Source organism: Streptomyces sp. NPDC090127, from assembly GCF_044746945.1.
Lineage (GTDB): Bacteria > Actinomycetota > Actinomycetes > Streptomycetales > Streptomycetaceae > Streptomyces.
In genome coordinates this window covers 220,687-239,868 of record NZ_JBIVDE010000005.1, presented here as the reverse complement: position 1 = coordinate 239,868, position 19,182 = coordinate 220,687, and the positions used below count along the sequence as shown (strand labels likewise).

The 19,182-nt window shown below is 68.2% G+C and carries 20 protein-coding genes; 11 read left to right on the top strand and 9 right to left on the bottom strand.

Annotated elements, in window-relative coordinates; all coding sequences use genetic code 11:
- Positions 1-9 precede the first annotated feature (9 nt).
- Together ACIPPS_RS19980 and ACIPPS_RS19975 are read left to right on the top strand one after the other, a co-directional pair.
- Complete coding sequence (locus ACIPPS_RS19980; protein WP_401433646.1) at positions 10-2,733, top strand: transglycosylase domain-containing protein; 2,724 nt, start codon at positions 10-12, stop codon at positions 2,731-2,733.
- 122 nt (positions 2,734-2,855) lie between these two features.
- Complete coding sequence (locus ACIPPS_RS19975; protein WP_401433644.1) at positions 2,856-4,385, top strand: glycosyltransferase family 87 protein; 1,530 nt, start codon at positions 2,856-2,858, stop codon at positions 4,383-4,385.
- Between the two features lie 61 nt (positions 4,386-4,446).
- Here the strand turns inward: ACIPPS_RS19975 and ACIPPS_RS19970 are convergent, their stop codons facing one another.
- The 3 genes from ACIPPS_RS19970 to ACIPPS_RS19960 all read right to left on the bottom strand — a co-directional run bounded on the left by ACIPPS_RS19970 (position 4,447) and on the right by ACIPPS_RS19960 (position 7,118).
- Complete coding sequence (locus ACIPPS_RS19970; RefSeq protein WP_401433641.1) at positions 4,447-5,478, bottom strand: alanine racemase; 1,032 nt, start codon at positions 5,476-5,478, stop codon at positions 4,447-4,449.
- Positions 5,479-5,566: 88 nt separating this feature from the next.
- Positions 5,567-6,685 carry a lipid II:glycine glycyltransferase FemX gene (locus tag ACIPPS_RS19965; RefSeq protein WP_391800041.1) on the bottom strand — a complete coding sequence of 373 codons (1,119 nt, stop codon included), beginning with the start codon at positions 6,683-6,685 and terminating at the stop codon, positions 5,567-5,569.
- Positions 6,686-6,818: 133 nt separating this feature from the next.
- A complete protein-coding gene (locus ACIPPS_RS19960; RefSeq protein WP_361960243.1) occupies positions 6,819-7,118 on the bottom strand; it encodes a hypothetical protein in 300 nt (99 codons plus the stop codon).
- Between the two features lie 282 nt (positions 7,119-7,400).
- Between ACIPPS_RS19960 and rpsF the strand changes: the two genes are divergently transcribed.
- From rpsF to rplI, 4 genes are all read left to right on the top strand, one after another.
- Positions 7,401-7,691, top strand: coding sequence for a 30S ribosomal protein S6 (rpsF, locus tag ACIPPS_RS19955; RefSeq protein ID WP_004950685.1), 291 nt, complete (start codon positions 7,401-7,403; stop codon positions 7,689-7,691).
- Between the two features lie 74 nt (positions 7,692-7,765).
- Complete coding sequence (locus ACIPPS_RS19950) at positions 7,766-8,353, top strand: single-stranded DNA-binding protein (RefSeq protein WP_401433637.1); 588 nt, start codon at positions 7,766-7,768, stop codon at positions 8,351-8,353.
- 58 nt (positions 8,354-8,411) lie between these two features.
- A complete protein-coding gene (gene rpsR / locus ACIPPS_RS19945; RefSeq protein WP_005315025.1) occupies positions 8,412-8,648 on the top strand; it encodes a 30S ribosomal protein S18 in 237 nt (78 codons plus the stop codon).
- Between the two features lie 18 nt (positions 8,649-8,666).
- On the top strand, positions 8,667-9,113 hold the full coding sequence (gene rplI / locus ACIPPS_RS19940) for a 50S ribosomal protein L9 (RefSeq protein ID WP_315894947.1): 447 nt from the start codon (positions 8,667-8,669) through the stop codon (positions 9,111-9,113).
- Positions 9,114-9,184: 71 nt separating this feature from the next.
- Here the strand turns inward: rplI and ACIPPS_RS19935 are convergent, their stop codons facing one another.
- Complete coding sequence (locus tag ACIPPS_RS19935; RefSeq protein ID WP_401433633.1) at positions 9,185-10,522, bottom strand: MATE family efflux transporter; 1,338 nt, start codon at positions 10,520-10,522, stop codon at positions 9,185-9,187.
- Positions 10,523-10,946: 424 nt separating this feature from the next.
- Between ACIPPS_RS19935 and dnaB the strand changes: the two genes are divergently transcribed.
- Together dnaB and ACIPPS_RS19925 are read left to right on the top strand one after the other, a co-directional pair.
- On the top strand, positions 10,947-12,434 hold the full coding sequence (gene dnaB / locus ACIPPS_RS19930) for a replicative DNA helicase (protein WP_401433630.1): 1,488 nt from the start codon (positions 10,947-10,949) through the stop codon (positions 12,432-12,434).
- Positions 12,435-12,455: 21 nt separating this feature from the next.
- Positions 12,456-13,292: a hypothetical protein gene (locus tag ACIPPS_RS19925; protein WP_401433627.1), complete on the top strand. Its 837-nt coding sequence runs from the start codon at positions 12,456-12,458 to the stop codon at positions 13,290-13,292.
- 92 nt (positions 13,293-13,384) lie between these two features.
- Here the strand turns inward: ACIPPS_RS19925 and ACIPPS_RS19920 are convergent, their stop codons facing one another.
- Positions 13,385-13,741: a hypothetical protein gene (locus ACIPPS_RS19920; RefSeq protein WP_401433624.1), complete on the bottom strand. Its 357-nt coding sequence runs from the start codon at positions 13,739-13,741 to the stop codon at positions 13,385-13,387.
- A gap of 82 nt (positions 13,742-13,823) precedes the next feature.
- Between ACIPPS_RS19920 and ACIPPS_RS19915 the strand changes: the two genes are divergently transcribed.
- Together ACIPPS_RS19915 and ACIPPS_RS19910 are read left to right on the top strand one after the other, a co-directional pair.
- On the top strand, positions 13,824-14,126 hold the full coding sequence (locus ACIPPS_RS19915; protein ID WP_401434620.1) for a hypothetical protein: 303 nt from the start codon (positions 13,824-13,826) through the stop codon (positions 14,124-14,126).
- 78 nt (positions 14,127-14,204) lie between these two features.
- Positions 14,205-14,585: a hypothetical protein gene (locus ACIPPS_RS19910; RefSeq protein ID WP_401433621.1), complete on the top strand. Its 381-nt coding sequence runs from the start codon at positions 14,205-14,207 to the stop codon at positions 14,583-14,585.
- 198 nt (positions 14,586-14,783) lie between these two features.
- On the opposite strand, the gene ACIPPS_RS19905 is transcribed toward ACIPPS_RS19910, so the two are convergent.
- Positions 14,784-15,506, bottom strand: a complete 723-nt coding sequence (locus ACIPPS_RS19905; protein WP_401433619.1) for a DUF4232 domain-containing protein — start codon at positions 15,504-15,506, stop codon at positions 14,784-14,786.
- 313 nt (positions 15,507-15,819) lie between these two features.
- Here ACIPPS_RS19905 and ACIPPS_RS19900 point away from each other — a divergent pair, with 313 nt between their 5' ends.
- Complete coding sequence (locus ACIPPS_RS19900; protein WP_401433616.1) at positions 15,820-17,205, top strand: serine hydrolase domain-containing protein; 1,386 nt, start codon at positions 15,820-15,822, stop codon at positions 17,203-17,205.
- Between the two features lie 23 nt (positions 17,206-17,228).
- Here the strand turns inward: ACIPPS_RS19900 and ACIPPS_RS19895 are convergent, their stop codons facing one another.
- The 3 genes from ACIPPS_RS19895 to ACIPPS_RS19885 all read right to left on the bottom strand — a co-directional run bounded on the left by ACIPPS_RS19895 (position 17,229) and on the right by ACIPPS_RS19885 (position 19,179).
- Positions 17,229-17,681, bottom strand: a complete 453-nt coding sequence (locus ACIPPS_RS19895) for a GNAT family N-acetyltransferase (RefSeq protein WP_401433614.1) — start codon at positions 17,679-17,681, stop codon at positions 17,229-17,231.
- 96 nt (positions 17,682-17,777) lie between these two features.
- On the bottom strand, positions 17,778-18,236 hold the full coding sequence (locus tag ACIPPS_RS19890) for a MarR family winged helix-turn-helix transcriptional regulator (RefSeq protein ID WP_401433611.1): 459 nt from the start codon (positions 18,234-18,236) through the stop codon (positions 17,778-17,780).
- Between the two features lie 79 nt (positions 18,237-18,315).
- Complete coding sequence (locus ACIPPS_RS19885) at positions 18,316-19,179, bottom strand: GNAT family N-acetyltransferase (RefSeq protein WP_401433608.1); 864 nt, start codon at positions 19,177-19,179, stop codon at positions 18,316-18,318.
- Positions 19,180-19,182: the final 3 nt, after the last annotated feature.

Here is a 19,182-nt window from a genome sequence, read left to right as displayed (position 1 = left end):
AGTCGTTCGATGAGCGAGCATCGTCGCAAAATGCCGCAGTCGCAGCCGCCGAGTGGCGGCCGTGCGGCGGCCCGGCGCGCCGCCCAGCAGCCCATGGGCCGCCGGTCGGCTCAGGGACGGGATGTCAGTACCGGCTCCCCTTCGTCGGGGTACGGAGAAGAGGAGCGCCCCTACGGCGGGCGGGCCGAGGCCCGGCGCGCCGCCCAGCGGGGAGGACGTCGGCGTGCTCCCGACGGCGGCGCGGGAGGTCACGGCGGTCACGGTGGTGGCCGGCGTGGCGGAGGCGGCGGACAGGGCGGTGGCCCGGGCCGTGGCCGCGGGGGCGGCCGTCCGCCGGGCAAGAAGCGGATCATCGACTACCCGCGCTACGACAAGTACGGCTGGCGCCGCTGGGTGCCGTCCTGGAAGCTCGTCTCGGGGCTCTGCCTGGCGTTCCTCGGCGTCCTGATGGGCGCGGCCACGATCGCCTACTCCCAGGTGGCCATTCCGAACGTGGACGAGGCGGCCACCGCGCAGAACAACGTCTACCTGTGGTCCGACGGAAGTCAGATGGCCGCGACCGGTGGCGAGGTCAACCGGCAGATCGTGGGGATCGACAAGATTCCGGCCGCGATGCAGAACGCGGTGATCTCGGCGGAGAACAAGACGTTCCGCGAGGACTCCGGCATCGACCCCATGGGCATCGGGCGTGCCGTGTGGAACATGGCCAAGGGTGGCCAGACGCAGGGCGGCTCGACCATCACCCAGCAGTACGTGAAGAACAGCCTGCTCAACGACCAGTCCCAGACCCTGTCCCGCAAGGTCAAGGAGCTGTTCATCTCCATCAAGGTTGGTACCGAGATGGAGAAGCCCGAGATCATGGAGGGCTATCTGAACACCGCGTACTACGGACGCGGTGCCTACGGCATCCAGGCAGCGGCGCGGACGTACTTCCAGAAGGACTCCAGAGATCTGAACCCGAGCGAGTGCGCCTTCCTCGCCTCGCTCCTCAAGGGAGCGACCTACTACGACCCGGCAGGCTCCACCGAGATCGACCCCCGGGCGACGCCGAAGGCGAACCTGGAGCGGGCCACCGAGCGCTGGAACTGGATCCTCGACGAGATGGTCAAGGACGAGGGTCTTTCGGCAGCCGACCGGGCCAAGTACCCGACCTTCCCCAAGGTGCAGCCGCCGAAGAAGAACGCGCAGCTGACCGGCCAGATCGGTTACCTGGTGAGCACGGCCAAGGCCAACTTCATCAACAACCACCCGGGGATGGACGAGAAGCAGCTCGCCCGGGGTGGCTACGAGATCTACACGACCTTCGACAAGAAGAAGGTCAAGGCGCTCGAGGATTCCATCAAGAAGGTCTACGCCGAGCACATCGATCCGAAGAAGCGGCCGAAGGAAGACACCCACGTCCAGTTCGGCGGTGCCTCGGTCAACCCCAAGACCGGTGAGATCGTCGCCATCTACGGCGGCGCCGACGCCACCAAGCACTTCACCAACAACGCCGACCAGACCGGTGCGCAGGTCGGATCGACATTCAAGCCGTTCGTCCTGGCCGCGGCCATGGAGTACGGCGTGCGGGACCCGGACGAGGGCGTGGCCCAGGACCAGAGCACCCGGAAGATCGTCGACCCGAACAAGAGCCGCTACTCCGGCAAGAACAAGCTGCGGATCAAGAACTACGACGGCACGATCTGGCACGACGAGAACGGCGAGGAGTGGGAGCAGGTCAACGACGACGACGCCAACTACGGCCCCATGAGCCTGCGCGAGGCGATGATCCGCTCGGCCAACTCGCCCTACGTGCAGCTCGGCATGGACGTCGGCATCGACCAGGTCCGCGAGACGGCGGTCAAGGCCGGTCTGCGCGAGAGCTCGCTGGTCAAGGCCAACGTGCCGTCGTTCTCCCTCGGTATCTCCGACCCGAGCGCCATCCGGATGGCCGGCGCGTACGCGACCTTCGCGAACAACGGTGAGCGCAACGATCCGTTCTCGGTGAAGGAGGTGAAGGAGAAGGGTCGGGTCATCTACACGCACGAGTCGAAGCCCAAGCGTGCCTTCTCCTCCGCGATCGCGAGCAACGTGACCGACGTCCTGCGCGATGTCGTCGAGAACCCGAAGGGCACCGGCCGGAAGGCCGCGATCCCGGGCCGTGACGTGGCCGGCAAGACCGGTACGACCGACGGCAACAACTCGGCCTGGTTCGTGGGCTACACGCCCAATCTGTCGACCGCGATCGACATGTACCGCTTCGACGACGACGAGTCCAAGAAGGGTCGCAAGTTCCTGTCGATGTTCGGCACCGGTGCTCAGCCCAAGATCCACGGTTCGTCCTTCCCCTCGCAGATCTGGAAGGACTACATGACCGACGCGCTCCAGGGCATGAAGGTCGAGTCCTTCCCCGAGCCCGAGGACCTGGACGCCGAGATCGTCTACGGAGGCGGCGCCGCGAGCCCGACCCCGTCGCCGACGCCGACGCCGTCGCAGACCCCGTCGCCGACCGTCACTCCGTCTCAGACGCCGTCGCGCACGCCCAGCGGCTCGCCGAGCCCGAGTGAGTCCTGTGGCGTGTTCGACTGGCCGTGCAACGACAACGGTGGCCAGAACGGCGGTCAGGACGGCGGTCAGGACGGTGGACCCGGCGGGACACCGTCGACACCTACGACACCGACGTCACCGACCCCGACGGACACCGCCACCGGCAGGCCCAACGGCGGTGGAAACGGTTGGCTGGGCAGCGACTGACCCGTCCACCGGGCCTCGCCCGGTAACGGCCCTGGGGCCGTCGTATCCGACACGTACGCACATGTACGGCGCGGGTACGGCGGCCCTCACGGTTTCTCGGGGGCGTACGGCAGGATGTCCCCATGCCGAGCCTCCACAAGACGAGTCCGCAGCAGGACCGGCCGCAGGACCCCGCGATCGTGTGCCCCACCCGTCGCGACGAGGTCGCCGCGGCGGGCAGCGAACTGATCGGCGGGCCCATCGGCCGCCGGGCGCTGCTCGGCTTCGGGGCGATCACCCCCGTGCGTGTCATCGCGCTGGTGGCCATCGGGATGTTCGCGCTCGGCATGGTGCAGAAGATCCCCTGCTACGACTGGGCCTGGTTCCGGGGCAGCACCTCCCAGTACACCCACGCCTGCTACTCCGACATCCCGCACCTCTTCGTCGGACGCGGGTTCTCCGAGGGCCTGGTGCCGTACTTCGACCGGCTGAGCGGCGACATAGAGTTTCTGGAGTACCCGGTCCTGACCGGTCTGTTCATGCAGGTCGCGGCCTGGCTCACGCCCGGTGGCGGCGATCTGGTGCACCGCGAGCAGATCTACTGGATGGTCAACGCGGGCCTGCTGATGGTCTGCGCGGCCGTCATGGCCGTCTGTGTGGCCCGTACGCACCGCCGTCGCCCCTGGGACGCCCTCCTGGTCGCCCTGGCCCCCGCGTTCGCGCTCACGGCCACCGTCAACTGGGACCTGCTGGCCGTGGCGCTGACCTCCGCCGCCGTTCTCATGTGGTCACGCGGCCGCCCGCTCGCCTTCGGCGTCCTGCTCGGCCTCGCGATCGCCGCCAAGTTCTATCCGTTCCTGATCCTCTGGCCGGTGCTCCTGCTGTGCTGGCGCGCGGGGCGATGGCGGGAGTTCGGTACGGCGCTGATCGGCGCGGCCGGGGCGTGGCTCGTCGTGAACCTGCCGGTCATGCTGCTCGCGCCCGAGGGGTGGAAGCAGTTCTACACGTTCAACGAGGAACGGAACGTCGACTTCGGCTCCCTCTGGCTGCTGATCAGCCAGCGCAGCGGCGAGCAGATCACCCCGGGCAGCGCGAACACGTACACGATGCTGCTGATGGTGCTCGCGGGCGTGGGCCTCGCCGTCCTGTCGCTGACGGCACCTCGCCGGCCCCGCTTCGTGCAGTTGGCGTTCCTGATCGTGGCCGCGTTCGTCCTGACCAACAAGGTCTACTCGCCGCAGTACGTGCTGTGGCTCATCCCGCTCGCGGCCCTGGCGCGGCCGCGCTGGCGGGACTTCCTCGTCTGGCAGGCGTGCGAGGTCATGTACTTCCTCGGCATCTGGATGTACCTGGCCTTCACCACCAGCGGCAACAAGCAGGGGCTGCCGACGGACGGCTACCACTTCGTGATCGTCCTGCACCTGCTCGGCACGGTGTACCTGTGCGCCATGGTCGTACGCGACATCCTGGCGCCGGAACGGGACGTGGTGCGGCAGGACGGCTCGGACGACCCCTCCGGGGGCGTCCTGGACGGCGCGGAGGACGTCTTCGTACGGGGCCGGGCCGCCCACCCCGCCCGGCACGCGGCCCCGGCCGTGGAGGGACCGCGGGTGCAGTGGGGAGTGGCGGGCGTCCCCCGGGACGCGGCGCCCGGGGAGCGGCTGGGGGGCTAGGGGCGGTCGTTCGGGACTAGGGCCTGTCCTTCGGGACCAGGGTCTGTCCTTCGGCCAGGCTCTAGCGCTCGACGATCCGGTCGAACTGCGTGGTGGTGTGGCGCAGGTGGGCCACCAGTTCGTCGCCGACCTTCGGCTCCTGGGCGTCGGACGGCACGAACAGGATCGAGACCTGCATGTGCGGAGGCTCGGCGAACCAGCGCTGCTTGCCGGCCCAGACGAACGGCGAAAGGTTCCGGTTGACGGTGGCGAGGCCGGCGCGGGCCACGCCCTTGGCGCGCGGCATCACGCCGTGCATCGCCTTGGGAGCCTCCAGGCCCACCCCGTGCGACGTACCGCCGGCGACGACCACCAGCCAGCCGTCGGAGGCGGCCTTCTGCTGGCGGTAGCCGAAGCGGTCGCCCTTGGCGACGCGGGTGACGTCCAGGACGGAGCCCCGGTACTCGGTGGCCTCGTGGTCGCCCAGCCAGAGCCGGGTGCCGATCCGGGCGCGGAACCGGGTCTGCGGGAACTGCTGCTGGAGCCTGGCCTGTTCCTCCGCCCGCAGGTGGCTGACGAACATGGTGTGCAGGGGCAGCCGGGCGGCCCGCAGGCGGTCCATCCAGCCGATGACCTCCTCGACCGCGTCCGTGCCGTCCGTGCGGTCCAGGGGCAGGTGCAGGGCGAAGCCCTCGAGCCGTACGTCCTCGATGGCCGCGTGCAGCCGCCCCAGGTCCTCTTCCAGGACGCCGTGCCGCTTCATCGAGCTCATGCACTCGATGACCACGCGGGCACCCACGAGCGCGTGCACGCCGTCCACGGACGACACCGATCGGATCACCCGGTCCGGCAGCGGCACCGGCTCCTCGCCCCGCCGGAACGGGGTGAGGACGAGCAGGTCACCGCCGAACCAGTCCTTGATCTTCGCGGCCTCGTAGGTGGTGCCCACGGCCAGCATGTCGGAACCGAACCGGGAGGCCTCGTCGGCCAGCCGCTCGTGGCCGAAGCCGTAGCCGTTGCCCTTGCAGACCGGGATCAGACCGGGGAACTGGTCGATCACGGTCTTCTGGTGCGCTCGCCAACGAGCGGTGTCGACGTAGAGGGAGAGCGCCATGGCCGGCCCGGAACCTTTCTGGTGGCTGCGGTGGATCAAAGATGTGTACGAGGGTACGTACGAGATTACGGGCGGGACGCCCGGACCGTCAGCGGCGCGACATGTAGATGTCGAGCGCCTTGTGCAGGAGCTTGTTGAGCGGGAAGTCCCACTCACCGACGTACTCCACCGCCTCGCCGCCCGTACCGACCTTGAACTGGATGAGGCCGAAGAGGTGGTCGGTCTCGTCCAGCGAGTCCGAGATGCCGCGGAGGTCGTAGACGGTCGCGCCCATCGCGTAGGCGTCGCGCAGCATCCGCCACTGCATCGCGTTCGACGGGCGGACCTCGCGGCCGATGTTGTCGGAAGCGCCGTAGGAGTACCAGACGTGCCCCCCGACGACGAGCATCGTAGCGGCGGAGAGGTTCACACCGTTGTGGCGGGCGAAGTACAGCCGCATGCGGTTGGGGTCCTCGTTGTTGAGGACGGTCCACATGCGCTGGAAGTACGAGAGCGGGCGCGGGCGGAAGTGGTCGCGGACGGCCGTGATCTCGTACAGCCGCTGCCACTCGGCGAGGTCCTCGTAGCCGCCCTGGACGACCTCGACACCGGCCTTGTCGGCCTTCTTGATGTTGCGGCGCCACAGCTGGTTGAAGCCCTTGAGGACGTCGTCGAGCGAGCGGTTGGCCAGCGGCACCTGGAAGACGTAGCGGGGCTGCACGTCACCGAAGCCGGCGCCGCCGTCCTCACCCTGCTGCCAGCCCATCTTCCGCAGCCGGTCGGCGACTTCGAAGGCGCGGGGCTCGATGTGGCTGGCCTCGACGTCCTTCAGGCGCTTCACGTCCGGGTCCTGGATGCCGGACTTGATGGCGGCGGAGTCCCAGCGCCGGATGACGACCGGCGGGCCCATCTTCACGGAGAAGGCGCCCTGCTGCTTGAGATGCGCGAGCATCGGCTGCAGCCAGTCGTCGAGGTTGGGGGCGTACCAGTTGATGACCGGGCCCTCGGGGAGGTAGGCCAGGTAGCGCTTGATCTTCGGCAGCTGGCGGTAGAGCACGAGGCCCGCGCCGACGAGTTCGCCGGACTTGTCGAACCAGCCCAGGTTCTCCGAGCGCCACTCGGTCTTCACATCCGCCCACGCCGGGACCTGGCAGTGGCTCGCCGAGGGCTGGCTCTGGATGAATGCCAGATGCTGCTCACGGCTGATGGTCCTCAGGGTCAGGCTCATGCGGGGCGCTCCTCGGCAGGTGTGTCCCCATCGGTTCAGGGGCTCCGGCTCTCGCGCCGAAGCCTACTGTGACCGGGGAGCGCCTCGATGGGACGTGTGTCCTTCGGACCGGCGAGCGACCCGGATGCCTCACTCAGGCGAGGCCGCCGTGGAACATTCCGAGGTAGAAGCCCACCGCCGAGGCGCCGAGCCCGACGATCAGCGCGAAGCGCTCCCTGGTCGTCACGGAGATGAACTGGCCGAACGCGCCGGTGAGGATCCCGAGCAGCCCTGCCCAGGAGCTCAGCACGTGCAGGTGGTGGAACATCGCGGTGATGAAGGCCAGCACACCGAGGACGAGCGTCACGGCGACCAGGGTGTCCTGGAGGACGTGCGGCTTGCCGTCGGTGGCGAGGAGAGAGTGTCCGGGGTCGGGTTGCATTGCCTGTGCCATGGGGCACCTCCTGGCGTGCTTGCCGGACGGCGGCGCATCGTAGCGCCGCCGACATCCGTTGTGTACAGATTGCGTCCCCCCACCACCGGATTTCAACCGGAAGCCGGTGTGCGGGTACTCTGTACGGTCTGCACCGGTGTCTGCCCAGGTCCACCAAGGACCCGACGTCCTCCTCGCTGGTCGAGGGGGTTGTCAGTGGTGGCGGATACCGTTGTCTACGCATCACGACCCTCCTGCCACGGAACGACCGTGGCCGCTGAGTCCAAAGGAGGTGGGTTCCACATGCGTCACTACGAGGTGATGGTCATCCTCGACCCCGATCTCGAGGAGCGCGCTGTCTCCCCGCTGATCGAGAACTTCCTTTCTGTCGTCCGTGAGGGCAACGGAAAGGTCGAGAAGGTCGACACCTGGGGCCGTCGTCGTCTCGCCTACGAGATCAAGAAGAAGCCCGAGGGCATCTACTCGGTCATCGACCTGCAGGCCGAGCCTGCGGTCGTCAAGGAGCTCGACCGACAGATGAACCTGAACGAGTCGGTCCTCCGGACCAAGGTCCTCCGTCCCGAGACCCACTGAGCTTCTAGCTCAGAGGTCATCGGGTTCGAGTAGCAGTAAGCAGCCAGAAGCAATCCCGCCGAGAGGTTCATCCAATGGCAGGCGAGACCGTCATCACGGTCGTCGGCAATCTTGTCGACGACCCCGAGCTGCGCTTCACCCCGTCCGGTGCGGCGGTCGCGAAGTTCCGTATCGCGTCCACCCCCCGCACCTTCGACCGTCAGACCAATGAGTGGAAGGACGGCGAGAGCCTGTTCCTGACCTGCTCGGTGTGGCGTCAGGCGGCGGAGAACGTCGCCGAGTCCCTCCAGCGCGGCATGCGTGTCGTGGTGCAGGGTCGTCTGAAGCAGCGGTCCTATGAGGACCGCGAGGGCGTCAAGCGCACGGTCTACGAGCTGGACGTCGACGAAGTCGGCCCCAGTCTCAAGAACGCCACGGCCAAGGTCACCAAGACCACCGGTCGCGGTGGCCAGGGTGGCTACGGTGGCGGCGGTCAGCAGCAGGGCGGCGGCGGTAGCTGGGGTGGAAACTCCGGCGGTGGCCAGCAGGGTGGTGGCGGTGCTCCCGCCGACGACCCGTGGGCGACCAGCGCGCCGGCCGGCGGCGGCCAGCAGCAGGGCGGCGGAGGCAGCTGGGGTGGAAACTCCAGCGGCGGCGGCTACTCGGACGAGCCCCCCTTCTAGGGCACTCCCCTGGAAGACGGCTCGTACCCAAACTTCTTGATCACACAGGAGAAACACCATGGCGAAGCCGCCTGTGCGCAAGCCTAAGAAGAAGGTCTGCGCGTTCTGCAAGGACAAGACCGCGTACGTGGACTACAAGGACACGAACATGCTGCGGAAGTTCATTTCCGACCGTGGCAAGATCCGTGCCCGCCGCGTGACCGGCAACTGCACGCAGCACCAGCGTGACGTCGCCACGGCCGTGAAGAACAGCCGTGAGATGGCGCTGCTGCCCTACACGTCCACCGCGCGATAAGGGAAGGGTGACCGAAAAATGAAGATCATCCTCACCCACGAGGTCTCTGGCCTCGGTGCCGCCGGCGATGTCGTCGACGTCAAGGACGGTTACGCTCGCAACTACCTGGTCCCGCGTGGTTTCGCGATCCGCTGGACCAAGGGTGGCGAGAAGGACGTGGCGCAGATCCGCCGCGCCCGCAAGATCCACGAGATCGCGACCATCGAGCAGGCCAACGAGATCAAGGCCCAGCTCGAGGGCGTGAAGGTGCGTCTGGCCGTTCGCTCCGGCGACGCCGGCCGCCTCTTCGGCTCCGTGACCCCGGCCGACATCGCCACGGCGATCAAGTCCGCGGGTGGCCCCGACGTCGACAAGCGTCGCGTCGAGCTCGGTTCGCCGATCAAGACCCTGGGCTCGCACCAGGTGTCCGTGCGTCTGCACCCCGAGGTTGCCGCGAAGCTCGGCGTCGAGGTTGTCGCCGCGTAACGCTGCTCTCAGCAGTACGGAAGGGCCGCACCCCTCGGGGTGCGGCCCTTCCGCCGTTTCACGTGAAACATTCAGCGCGTGGCGCCGGTGACGATCCAGCGGCCGGAACGCGACCTCAGCCAGAGGGTCACCAGCCGGACGGTCATCATCAGCGTCATCGCCCACCAGAGCGCCGTGAGCCCGCCGCCGAGCGTGGGGACCAGGAGGGCGACCGGAGCGAAGACGGCCAGGGTGAGGAGCATGGCCCACGCCAGATACGGGCCGTCGCCCGCACCCATGAGGACACCGTCGAGGACGAAGACCACTCCGGCGATCGGCTGGGAGACCGCGACGACAAGCAGCGCCGGGAGCAGGGTGTCCTGAACCGTCGTGTCGCCGGTGAAGAGCGGGACGAAGAGGGGGCGGGCCACGACGAGGAGTGCGCCCAGAACGATTCCGGACAGCACGCCCCACTGGACCATGCGGCGGCAGACCTGCTTGGCGCCCCCGGCGTCGTCGGCGCCGAGGTATCGCCCGATGATGGCCTGACCGGCGATCGCGATCGCGTCGAGGGCGAAGGCCATCAGGCTCCACAGGGACAGGATGATCTGGTGGGCGGCCACCTCGGCATCGCCCATGCGGGCCGCGACGGCGGTGGCGATCATCAGGACCGCGCGCAGGGAGAGCGTACGGACGAGCAGAGGGACGCCCGCGTGGGCACTGGCCCGTATGCCGGCCGCGTCGGGGCGCAGGGAGGCGCCGTGGCGCCGTGCGCCCCTGACGACCACGACGAGGTACACGGCAGCCATGGCGAACTGCGCGATGACCGTTCCCCAGGCCGAGCCGGCGATGCCCATTCCGGCGCCGTAGACGAAGCCCACATTGAGCAGCGCGTTGGCCGTGAAGCCGCCGATGGCGACGTAGAGCGGTGTACGGGTGTCCTGGAGGCCTCGCAGGACGCCGGTGGCGGCCAGGACCACGAGCATGGCGGGGATGCCCAGGATGGAGATCCGCAGGTACGTGGTGGCGTAGGGGGCCGCTGTGTCGGAGGCTCCGAAGAGGTCGACCAGCCAGGGTGCGGTGGGCAGCGTGGCGGCGACCACGGCTGCTCCGAGAAGGAGCGCGAGCCAGATGCCGTCCATGCCCTGGCGGATGGCCGCCTTGAGGTCACCGGCTCCCACGCGACGGGCGACAGCGGCCGTGGTCGCGTAGGCGAGGAACACGAAGACGCTGACCGCCGTCGTGAGCAGCGCTGCGGCGATGGCGAGACCGGCGAGCTGAGGGGTGCCGAGATGGCCGACAATGGCACTGTCGACCATCAGGAAGAGGGGCTCGGCGACGAGTGCGCCGAAGGCCGGCAGCGCGAGGGAGACGATCTCGCGGTCGTGCTGCCGACGGACGGCCTTGGGGGTCGGGGGAGCCTGGGTCATGGGTCAAATCTAATCTTCCACAGGTAAGAGATGCAATGTGTCTGAGGTCCTTACATTGCTCCCCTGTGGAACCTCGGGTGTGCGCCGTTTGTTCTGATCTTGGTCCGGAGGGAAAAGTTTTTCTCCCCCACAGCCGGTGGATGGAAGACATGCAGGTCAGGGTGGTGCTGCGGGGTCCGCTATGAGTTTGTCCACATGACTGTCCCCCGGTCCGTGCACAGGATCGGCGGGGTTCTCCACAGCATCTGGTCCTTCACCCACAGGCCCTGTGGATAACCAGATTGGCTGACGGTGCCCGCGGGCCTACCGTGGTCCGGCGCCCGACGCGCCAGAAGCGGAGTCAAAGCCTCTTGTTTGTCCGAGCCGTGGCGTAAGAAAGAGTGGCACGGCGAGGTCCGCGGAGCGGACGGGAGGAGGTGGCTGGGTGAGCATTCCCGAGCCCTTGGACGACCCCTGGACCGACAGCGGACCGAGCGACCGACTGCCCGTCGCGCGCCCCCGCGGTGAGGGTCGTGGGCGGGGACGGGGCCGCGAGGACCAGCACGACCGCGGCAGCGACGGCGGGCCGTGGGACAGCGGCCTGTCCGGTTTCGAGCGGGTGCCCCCGCAGGATCTCGACGCCGAGCAGTCCGTGCTCGGCGGCATGTTGCTCTCCAAGGACGCCATCGCGGACGTCGTGGAGATCATCAAGGGCCACGACTTCTACAAGCCCGCCCACGAGACGGTCTACGCGGCCATCCTCGACCTGTACGCGAAGGGCGAGCCGGCCGACCCGATCACGGTCGGCGCGGAGCTCACCAAGCGCGGCGAGATCACCCGCGTCGGCGGCGCCTCGTATCTGCACACGCTCGTCCAGTCGGTACCGACCGCGGCCAACGCGGCGTACTACGCGGAGATCGTCCATGAGCGGGCCGTGCTGCGCCGCCTCGTGGAGGCCGGCACCAAGATCACGCAGATGGGATACGCGGCCGACGGCGATGTCGACGAGATCGTGAACTCGGCGCAGGCCGAGATCTACGCGGTCACCGAACAGCGCACGACCGAGGACTACCTCCCGCTCGGCGACATCATGGAGGGTGCGCTCGACGAGATCGAGGCGATCGGCTCCCGCAGCGGCGAGATGACCGGTGTGCCGACCGGCTTCACCGATCTCGACCAGCTCACCAACGGTCTGCACCCGGGCCAGATGATCATCATCGCGGCCCGTCCCGCCATGGGTAAGTCGACGCTCGCCCTGGACTTCGCGCGGGCCTGCTCCATCAAGCACAACCTCCCCAGCGTCATCTTCTCCCTCGAAATGGGCCGCAACGAGATCGCGATGCGCCTGCTCTCGGCAGAGGCCCGGGTCGCGCTGCACCACATGCGCTCCGGCACCATGACCGACGAGGACTGGACCCGGCTGGCGCGCCGGATGCCGGACGTCTCCCAGGCACCGCTGTACATCGACGACTCCCCGAACCTGTCAATGATGGAGATCCGCGCCAAGTGCCGTCGGCTGAAGCAGCGCGCCGGGCTCAAGCTCGTGGTCATCGACTATCTGCAGCTGATGCAGTCGGGTGGCTCCAAGCGGCAGGAGAGCCGCCAGCAGGAAGTCTCGGACATGTCGCGAAACCTCAAGCTCCTGGCCAAGGAGCTCGAACTGCCGGTGATCGCGCTCTCCCAGCTGAACCGTGGCCCCGAGCAGCGCACCGACAAGAAGCCGATGGTCTCCGACCTGCGTGAGTCCGGCTCGATCGAGCAGGACGCGGACATGGTCATCCTGCTGCACCGTGAGGACGCCTACGAGAAGGAGTCACCCCGCGCGGGCGAGGCCGACATCATCGTGGGCAAGCACCGAAACGGCCCGACGGCGACGATCACCGTGGCCTTCCAGGGCCACTACTCCCGCTTCGTGGACATGGCGCAGACGTAACGGCGCCCCCTGTAGGGTCTCGTGACCGCACCCTCCGGCGTGCTCGTGCTGGGGATGGCCGGGTGGATCGACTACTGGCGGGAACTGGGTCAGCCCTTGTCTGAACGTGCCAGGACATTGGCGGCATCGGGGGGAGGTCATGTCCATGAGTGGCTGTGTGAGGCGGTCGCAGTCCCTGTGGTCGACGATCAGCCACTGAGGGTGCGGGCGACTACCTCTCCGTCGCCGTTCGACGACGAGCCGACGATCGCGATGCTGGAAGTCGACCTCGGTCTGCCGTGGCCCGAGACTGCCGACCGAGCAACGCTTATCCGGCTTGGAGACCTGCCCGTCGACCGGTGCGGCATGGTGCTCGGCGACGCCTCGGGGCTCGACGCGTGGACAGGGATGGACAGCGAGCCAGCCGATGGGCTCGCCGACGTCACCTACTGGGGCCGTTACAAGGACGACGCGCACGCTCAATTCGGCGGCGAGCCGATCGCAAAGCATCGGCATGACGGACCGCATGGATGGCTCGATATGCCCCTGGTCGAAGCAGAGACGCTCGCTGCCGAACTCACCACGTGGCGAGGTGGTCTCCAAGGCAAGGGTGTCGCAGTCTCGCTCGATACTCACACCGACTTCTACCGGTTCAGACGGGCAGGGTGGCACCATCCGCTCCACCTCGGTGCGATCGAGATCGGCGGCTGTCAGGTGCTCGGCATCGACTGGGACCAGGGAGATCACTCGATGAGACACCGCGGTGAACGACTCGCCGGCCAGGTCTACCCCGTCACGCTCGAAGCGGACGAGGCCAGTCAGGCAGTGATGCGATGGACTATTCCGCCCTACGATTTCGATGATGAAGACGGACGATGAGCTCCGTCGGACAAGATGTCGAGCTCGCTGCACTCTGACACGTGTCTGAGGAATTCGCCGTCGTCGTGAGCAGTCGTCAGCACCAGGTCATGTCAGCCCTGATGTTGAGCGTCATCCGCCTCGAACTGCGAGCCGATGTTGTTCCATATGAAGTCGACCTTCCAGTCGGCCATGCCGGCCGCCCAGCCGAGCATCGCGGACAAGACCTTCTCCTGGGACACGGTCCGCGTCTGATAGTGCTCGGCTGCCACGCCGTCCCGGAATTCGAGTTGGTACGTGTTGTCGTCACGCAGCAACACCTGGACATACCAGCTGCCTTCCGTGCCCTCCTCCACGCGCTCCAGAATCAGATGCGCGTTACCGCGTTGGAGGTTGGCCAGCATCCTGCCTATCGCTGGCTTCGAGGGCTTCTTCACCACGCGGCCCGCCTCATCAGTCGTAATCAGCATGGCGTGATCCTCCAACACGGCTCTGACATTGCCCCGGCGAGCAGACAGGGCATGTTGTCATCATGTGCTGGTGACGACATGGATGTGCTGCTACTGGGACGAGGAAGACGTCTGGTTCTACTTCGAGGTCGACGCCGAAGGTTGGGTGACCCGGCAGATCGAGCTCGAAGGGCCTGAGCTGATCCCGATCGCAGCCGCCTCCCTCGCCGAATGCCAGCAGGCCCGCGACGCAGGCCGCCTCGACGAGTACGACAACAGGTTCGGGATCACAGCAGAACTGCCCGTCTCTGAATGGGAAGGCCACGATCCGGAGGAGCTGACCTCTGACCAGTTCGAGGAGGTCTGGGACTCAGCCCGTCGGCAGATCGCAGCCCTGCCGTCGTGATTGCTCGCTCGGGGCGGATAGTCACTTGCCGCACCCGCCCTGCCAGCTCGATCATGAAGTCTCGATCGAGGAGGCTTCGTGGGATTGTGCCTGTTCCCTGGGGACGGTGACCTCACCAGCCCGGACATCAGCTGGTCCTACTCGGGTTTCAGCGCCTTCCGCCAGCGCTTGGCGCAGGCTGAGGGGTTCACGCTGCCGGACATGTGGGGTTTCGGCGGGGACCGGCAATGGAGCGAGATCTCATCGACGCTTGAGTCCCTGCTGGACCATCCTGACGATTCCGGTGATCTATCCGCCGCCGACTGCGCCAGGGTCCTGCCCCGGCTGGCCGAGATCATCACGGAGTGGGAGACCGTGGAAGGCGGCCCCACTGTCTCGCGGCACATCGAGGACGCCCGACAGCTCGTGATCGTGTTGAACATCTGCGTCGACTCGAACGTCGAACTGCTCTTTGGGTGACATTGGAGAGAACCCGGCTGTGAGCCGGCGAGCCAGGATGGCTTCGAGGAAATGACATGTCCGTGAGACAGAACCTGTGCCAACCCGCGTGAGACACCGCCAAGACCCGCAGGTCACAGCGTCGCCATATGACAACGAAAGCGAGACCCTACACCCCTGTCGCCGGAGTGTTCCCGGCCACAGGGGGCGTGCGAGGGCCTAGCCGACCTTGCCGGCCGGGTTGATCTGGAGCGGGAGGCCGGGGGAGTCCGGGTTCTCGACCGGCAGGGTGCCGGCGGGCCAGTCCAGGGTGACGGTCTTGGTCTCGTTCGGCGGGGTGACGAGGATCTTGGCCACGCGCACGCCGGAGCCGCCGGAGTTGTTGACCGGGAACGTGATGTTGAAGGCGGCGGACTCGCCGTCCTTGATGACGGCGCGCACCGGCTTCTCGCTGTTGCGGGTGACGGACAGGGTGTCGCCCGCGGCTGTCTTCAGGTCCACCCCGGCGAAGCCGTGGATGATGCAGTCACGGCCGCCACCGTTCTTGAGCTGGACGGTGACGATGCCCTCCGAGGCGTCGATCGTGTTGTCGACGGCGCTGATCTCCAGCTCGTCGGTGCGGCAGATACCGATCGACTTTCCCGAGTTCCCGCCGTTGCCGGCTGCGGTACCTTCGCCTCCCGACGTGCCCCCGCTTTTGCCCTGGCCGCTTCCGTTGGCGCCGACGCTGTTGCCCGCGGTGGTGCTGCCCGGCGTGCTGCCGCCGCCGCCGCCGCTGGAGGTCTTGTCCGGGCTGCTGGTGCCGCCTCCCGTGGCGCTGGAGGCCGAGCCGGTGGGCGTCGCGCTCGGGCCGGTGGTGTCACCGCTGCAGGCGGTCAGAGCGAGGGCGCTGACGAGCGTGAGGCCGGTGAGGAAGGTCTTGGCGGTGTGCGTGAGCTTCATGGGATTCCCCCGTGCGGTAACTGACGAAGTGGTGCGGCCGGTCGGCGTTCCGTCCGGCTCGGCAACAGAGAAGCCGTTCCAGGAAGGTGCCGGCAAGCGGCGGCGGAGCATCAGGGACGCTGGGATGCTGAGGCGGGTCTGACCTGCGGGAACGCCGCTGCTTGGGATGGGGTGCTGGGACGCTTCGGCAGTCGTTCGGGCCTTGCGGCGCTGGCCGACGGCGTTGCCTTCACACCGAACACGCGTATCGCCACGCGAACATCCGACGGGAAATGTGGTCGACTCCCGCCCGCAGGCGGCGTTGGATCGGTCCATGACCTCCTCACCCTTCGAAGCGCTGCTTCCCAGTACCGAACGGGCCCTGCTGCACCGTGTCGCCGTCGCCCAGTCCGAGGGGCGCTCGCCCTCGCTCGTCGGGGCCGTGGTCCGCGACGGGAAGATGGTGTGGAGCGGATCCCGTAGCTGTGTGGACGGGCATGACCCGGACGGCGACACCCAGTACCGGATCGGTTCCCTCACCAAGGTGTTCACCGCCGTCCTGGTGATGCGCCTCCGTGACGAGGGACTGCTGGACCTCAACGACCCGCTGGAGAAGCACCTTTCGGGAACGGGTGTCGGTGAGGTGACCATCGCCCAACTCCTCGGCCACAGCGCCGGGCTTGCGGCCGAGGCCCCGGCTCCGTGGTGGGAGCGCACACCCGGGACCGTACGGCCCGAGTTGGCCGACGTGCTCGGTGAGGAGCCGCTCCGTCACGCGGTCGGGCGGCGCTTCCACTACTCCAACCCCGGGTACACGTTGCTCGGTTCGCTCGTAGAGGCGATGCGTGGGGTCTCCTGGGAGGAGGCGCTGCGCAGCGAGATCCTGGAGCCGCTGGGCCTGGCGCGGACGAGCGCGCAGCCGGTCGCGCCGCACGCCGGTGGCTGGGCTGTCCACCCGTGGGCCGATGTGATGCTTCCCGAGCCCTCCGAGGACCTCGGGCTGATGGCGCCGGCCGGGCAGCTGTGGTCGACCGCCGAGGACCTCTGCCGGTTCGCCGGATTTCTCGCCCAGGGCGACGACCGGGTCCTCTGCGCTGCCTCGGTCGAGGAGATGCGTACGCCTGCCGTGGCGCCCGGCGCCGGTGACCGGGAAGGCGGGTACGGGCTGGGGGTTCAGCTGCTGCGCTGGGACGACCGGATGCTGATCGGTCACACCGGGTCGCTGCCGGGCTTCGTGGCCTGCCTCTGGGTGAGCGTCGAGGACGGGGTCGCCGCGGTCACGCTCGCCAACGCCACGTCCGGGCCACAGATGGCGGCACTGGCCGGCGAGCTCGTGCAGATCGTCGCGGAGGCCGAGCCCCGCTTCCCCGAGCCCTGGCGGCCGCTTCCCGAGGCCGAGGTGGACCAGGAGCTGCTGGAGCTGACCGGCCCCTGGTACTGGGGGACCTACGTGTTCGGGCTGCGCCTCGGCCCGGACCGGGGTGTGACCCTCGAACCGCTGCGCGGCCCTGGGCGACGGGCGACGTTCCGAGCCCTGCCCGACGGCGGCTGGGTCGGGCTCAACGGCTACTACCTGGGAGAGAACCTCCGGGCCGTGCGGCGCCCGGACGGCTCGGTGAGCCATCTCGACCTCGGCTCCTTCGTCTTCACCCGGGAGCCGTACGAGCAGGGCGATGCTGTGCCGGGTGGAGTGGACGAAGCCGGGTGGCGCGGCCTCTGAGCCGGATGTTTCACGTGAAACGGTCAGAGGTTCATCTTGAAGCCCAGGTGGGACGCCTCGAACCCAAGGCGTTCGTAGAAGCGGTGGGCGTCGGTGCGTGTGGCGTCGGAGGTCAGCTGGACGAGTTGGCAGTGCTGACGGCGGGACTCCTCGATGGCCCACTCGATGAGCCGCGTTCCCAGGCCGCTGCCCCGCTCCTGCGCGGGGATGCGCACGCCTTCGATGAGCGACCGTGTGGAGCCCCGGCGGGAGAGCCCGGGGATGACGGTGAGCTGAAGCGTGCCGACCACCGTGTCACCACGCACGGCCACCATCAGATGCTGCTGAGGGTCCTGGGCCAGCCGCTGGAAGGCGGTGGCGTACGGCGTGAGGTCGTCGGGGGACTCTCGCTGGGCGCCCAGCAGATCGTCGGCGAGCATCGCGACGATGTCCGGCAGATCCGCGGCTGTGGCGCGCCGTATCTCAAGATCGCTCATGAGGCGCAGAGTACGCCTCGCGTCGGGGCCGGGTGAACGGGTGGCGGTCCGGCACCGGTCCGACGGGAGCGGGATGGCCTTCGCCACCGGTACCGGTCAGGCGGGAACGTGAAGGCCTTCGACGACGCGGACCAGGGGAGCCAGCTCGGGGTTCTTCGCCGCTTCGTCGAGCGCCTCGCGCAGGGCCCCGTCGTTGGTGGGACGGGCCTCCGCGAGCAGCTGCATGCCGGCCTCGGTGACATCGGTGTAGATGCCCCGACGGTCGGTGGCGCAGAGGTAGCGGGTGAGGAGACCGCGGTCCTCGAGCCGGGTCACCAGGCGCGTGGTGGCGCTCTGGCTGAGCACGACGGCGTCCGCGACCTGCTTCATCTGAAGGTGCCCGCCGGGACCGCTGTGCTGGCGGCTGAGCACATCGAGCAGGGAGTACTCGCGCACGCTCAGTCCGTGCCGGGACTCCAGCGCGCGCTCGATGTGGGATTCGATCCTGCCGTGGAGCAGCGAAAGGGCGCACCAACCCTGGGAGAGGGCGGTGAGGGCGGGGTCGGTCGCGGTCATGTGTCTCTCCTCGGTCCGGAGCGGCTGCTCCCAGGGTAGACGAAGAATGAAAAAACCCGCGTGTGCAATTACTCGGGCTTCATCCCGCCGCGACGGTGAGAGGAGCGAACCGGCGGCTCCAGTCGCCGGGGAGGTCGGGCACCGAGCGCACCATGACCGCGTTGAACGCGATCGGGCCGAGTCCGTTCGCCTTGAGCCAGCCGATCAGGGTCTCGTGCCGTACGTCGATGTCCGTGCGGAGCGGGCGGTCCGTGGCGGCGGCCAGGGAGGCGACGAGGGCCTGGGCGGTGGCCGTGTCACGCGCGATCAGCGGGCCGATGACATGCGTGTCCATGTTCGGCCATGCCGCCGCGAAGCCGATGACCTCGCCGTCCGCCTCGGCGACGCGGAGCTGGTCCGCGAAGGCCGGCAACCGGGTGAGCATAGGGGTGCGGTCCAGGCCGAAGATCTCGGTGTCCAGGGCGAGGATCGTCTGAAGGTCGTCGGCGGTGGCGGCGCGCGTCGCAACGTCCGGCGCCGCCACTGCCCCGGTGAACTGGCCGCGGAGCATTTCGGCGCGGCCCGACTGCACGAAACCCAGCTGCTCGTAGAGCGGCTTCCCGTTCGGGGTCGCGTGCAGCGTGAGCGGGGTGTCCCCCATCTCCGACAGCACGTGGCGCATCAGTCGGCGGCCCACTCCGCGGCGGGCGTACCGGTCGGCGACCAGCACCATGCCGATCGCGGCGAGCTCGGGTCCGTACGAGGTGACCACGCTCGCCGCCACGAGCCCCTTGCCGTCCGGGTCGTCGATGCCGTAGCCCGTCCCCGCAGTCAGCAGGAGGTTCCACTTGTGCTCCTCGCGCAGCCAGCCCCGGTTCTCCGAGAGGTCGGCGCAGGCGATGAGGTCCTCGGGGGTGAGGATCCGGATGGGGAGCTGGTCGAGCGGGGTGAGCGACGTAGGCATGGC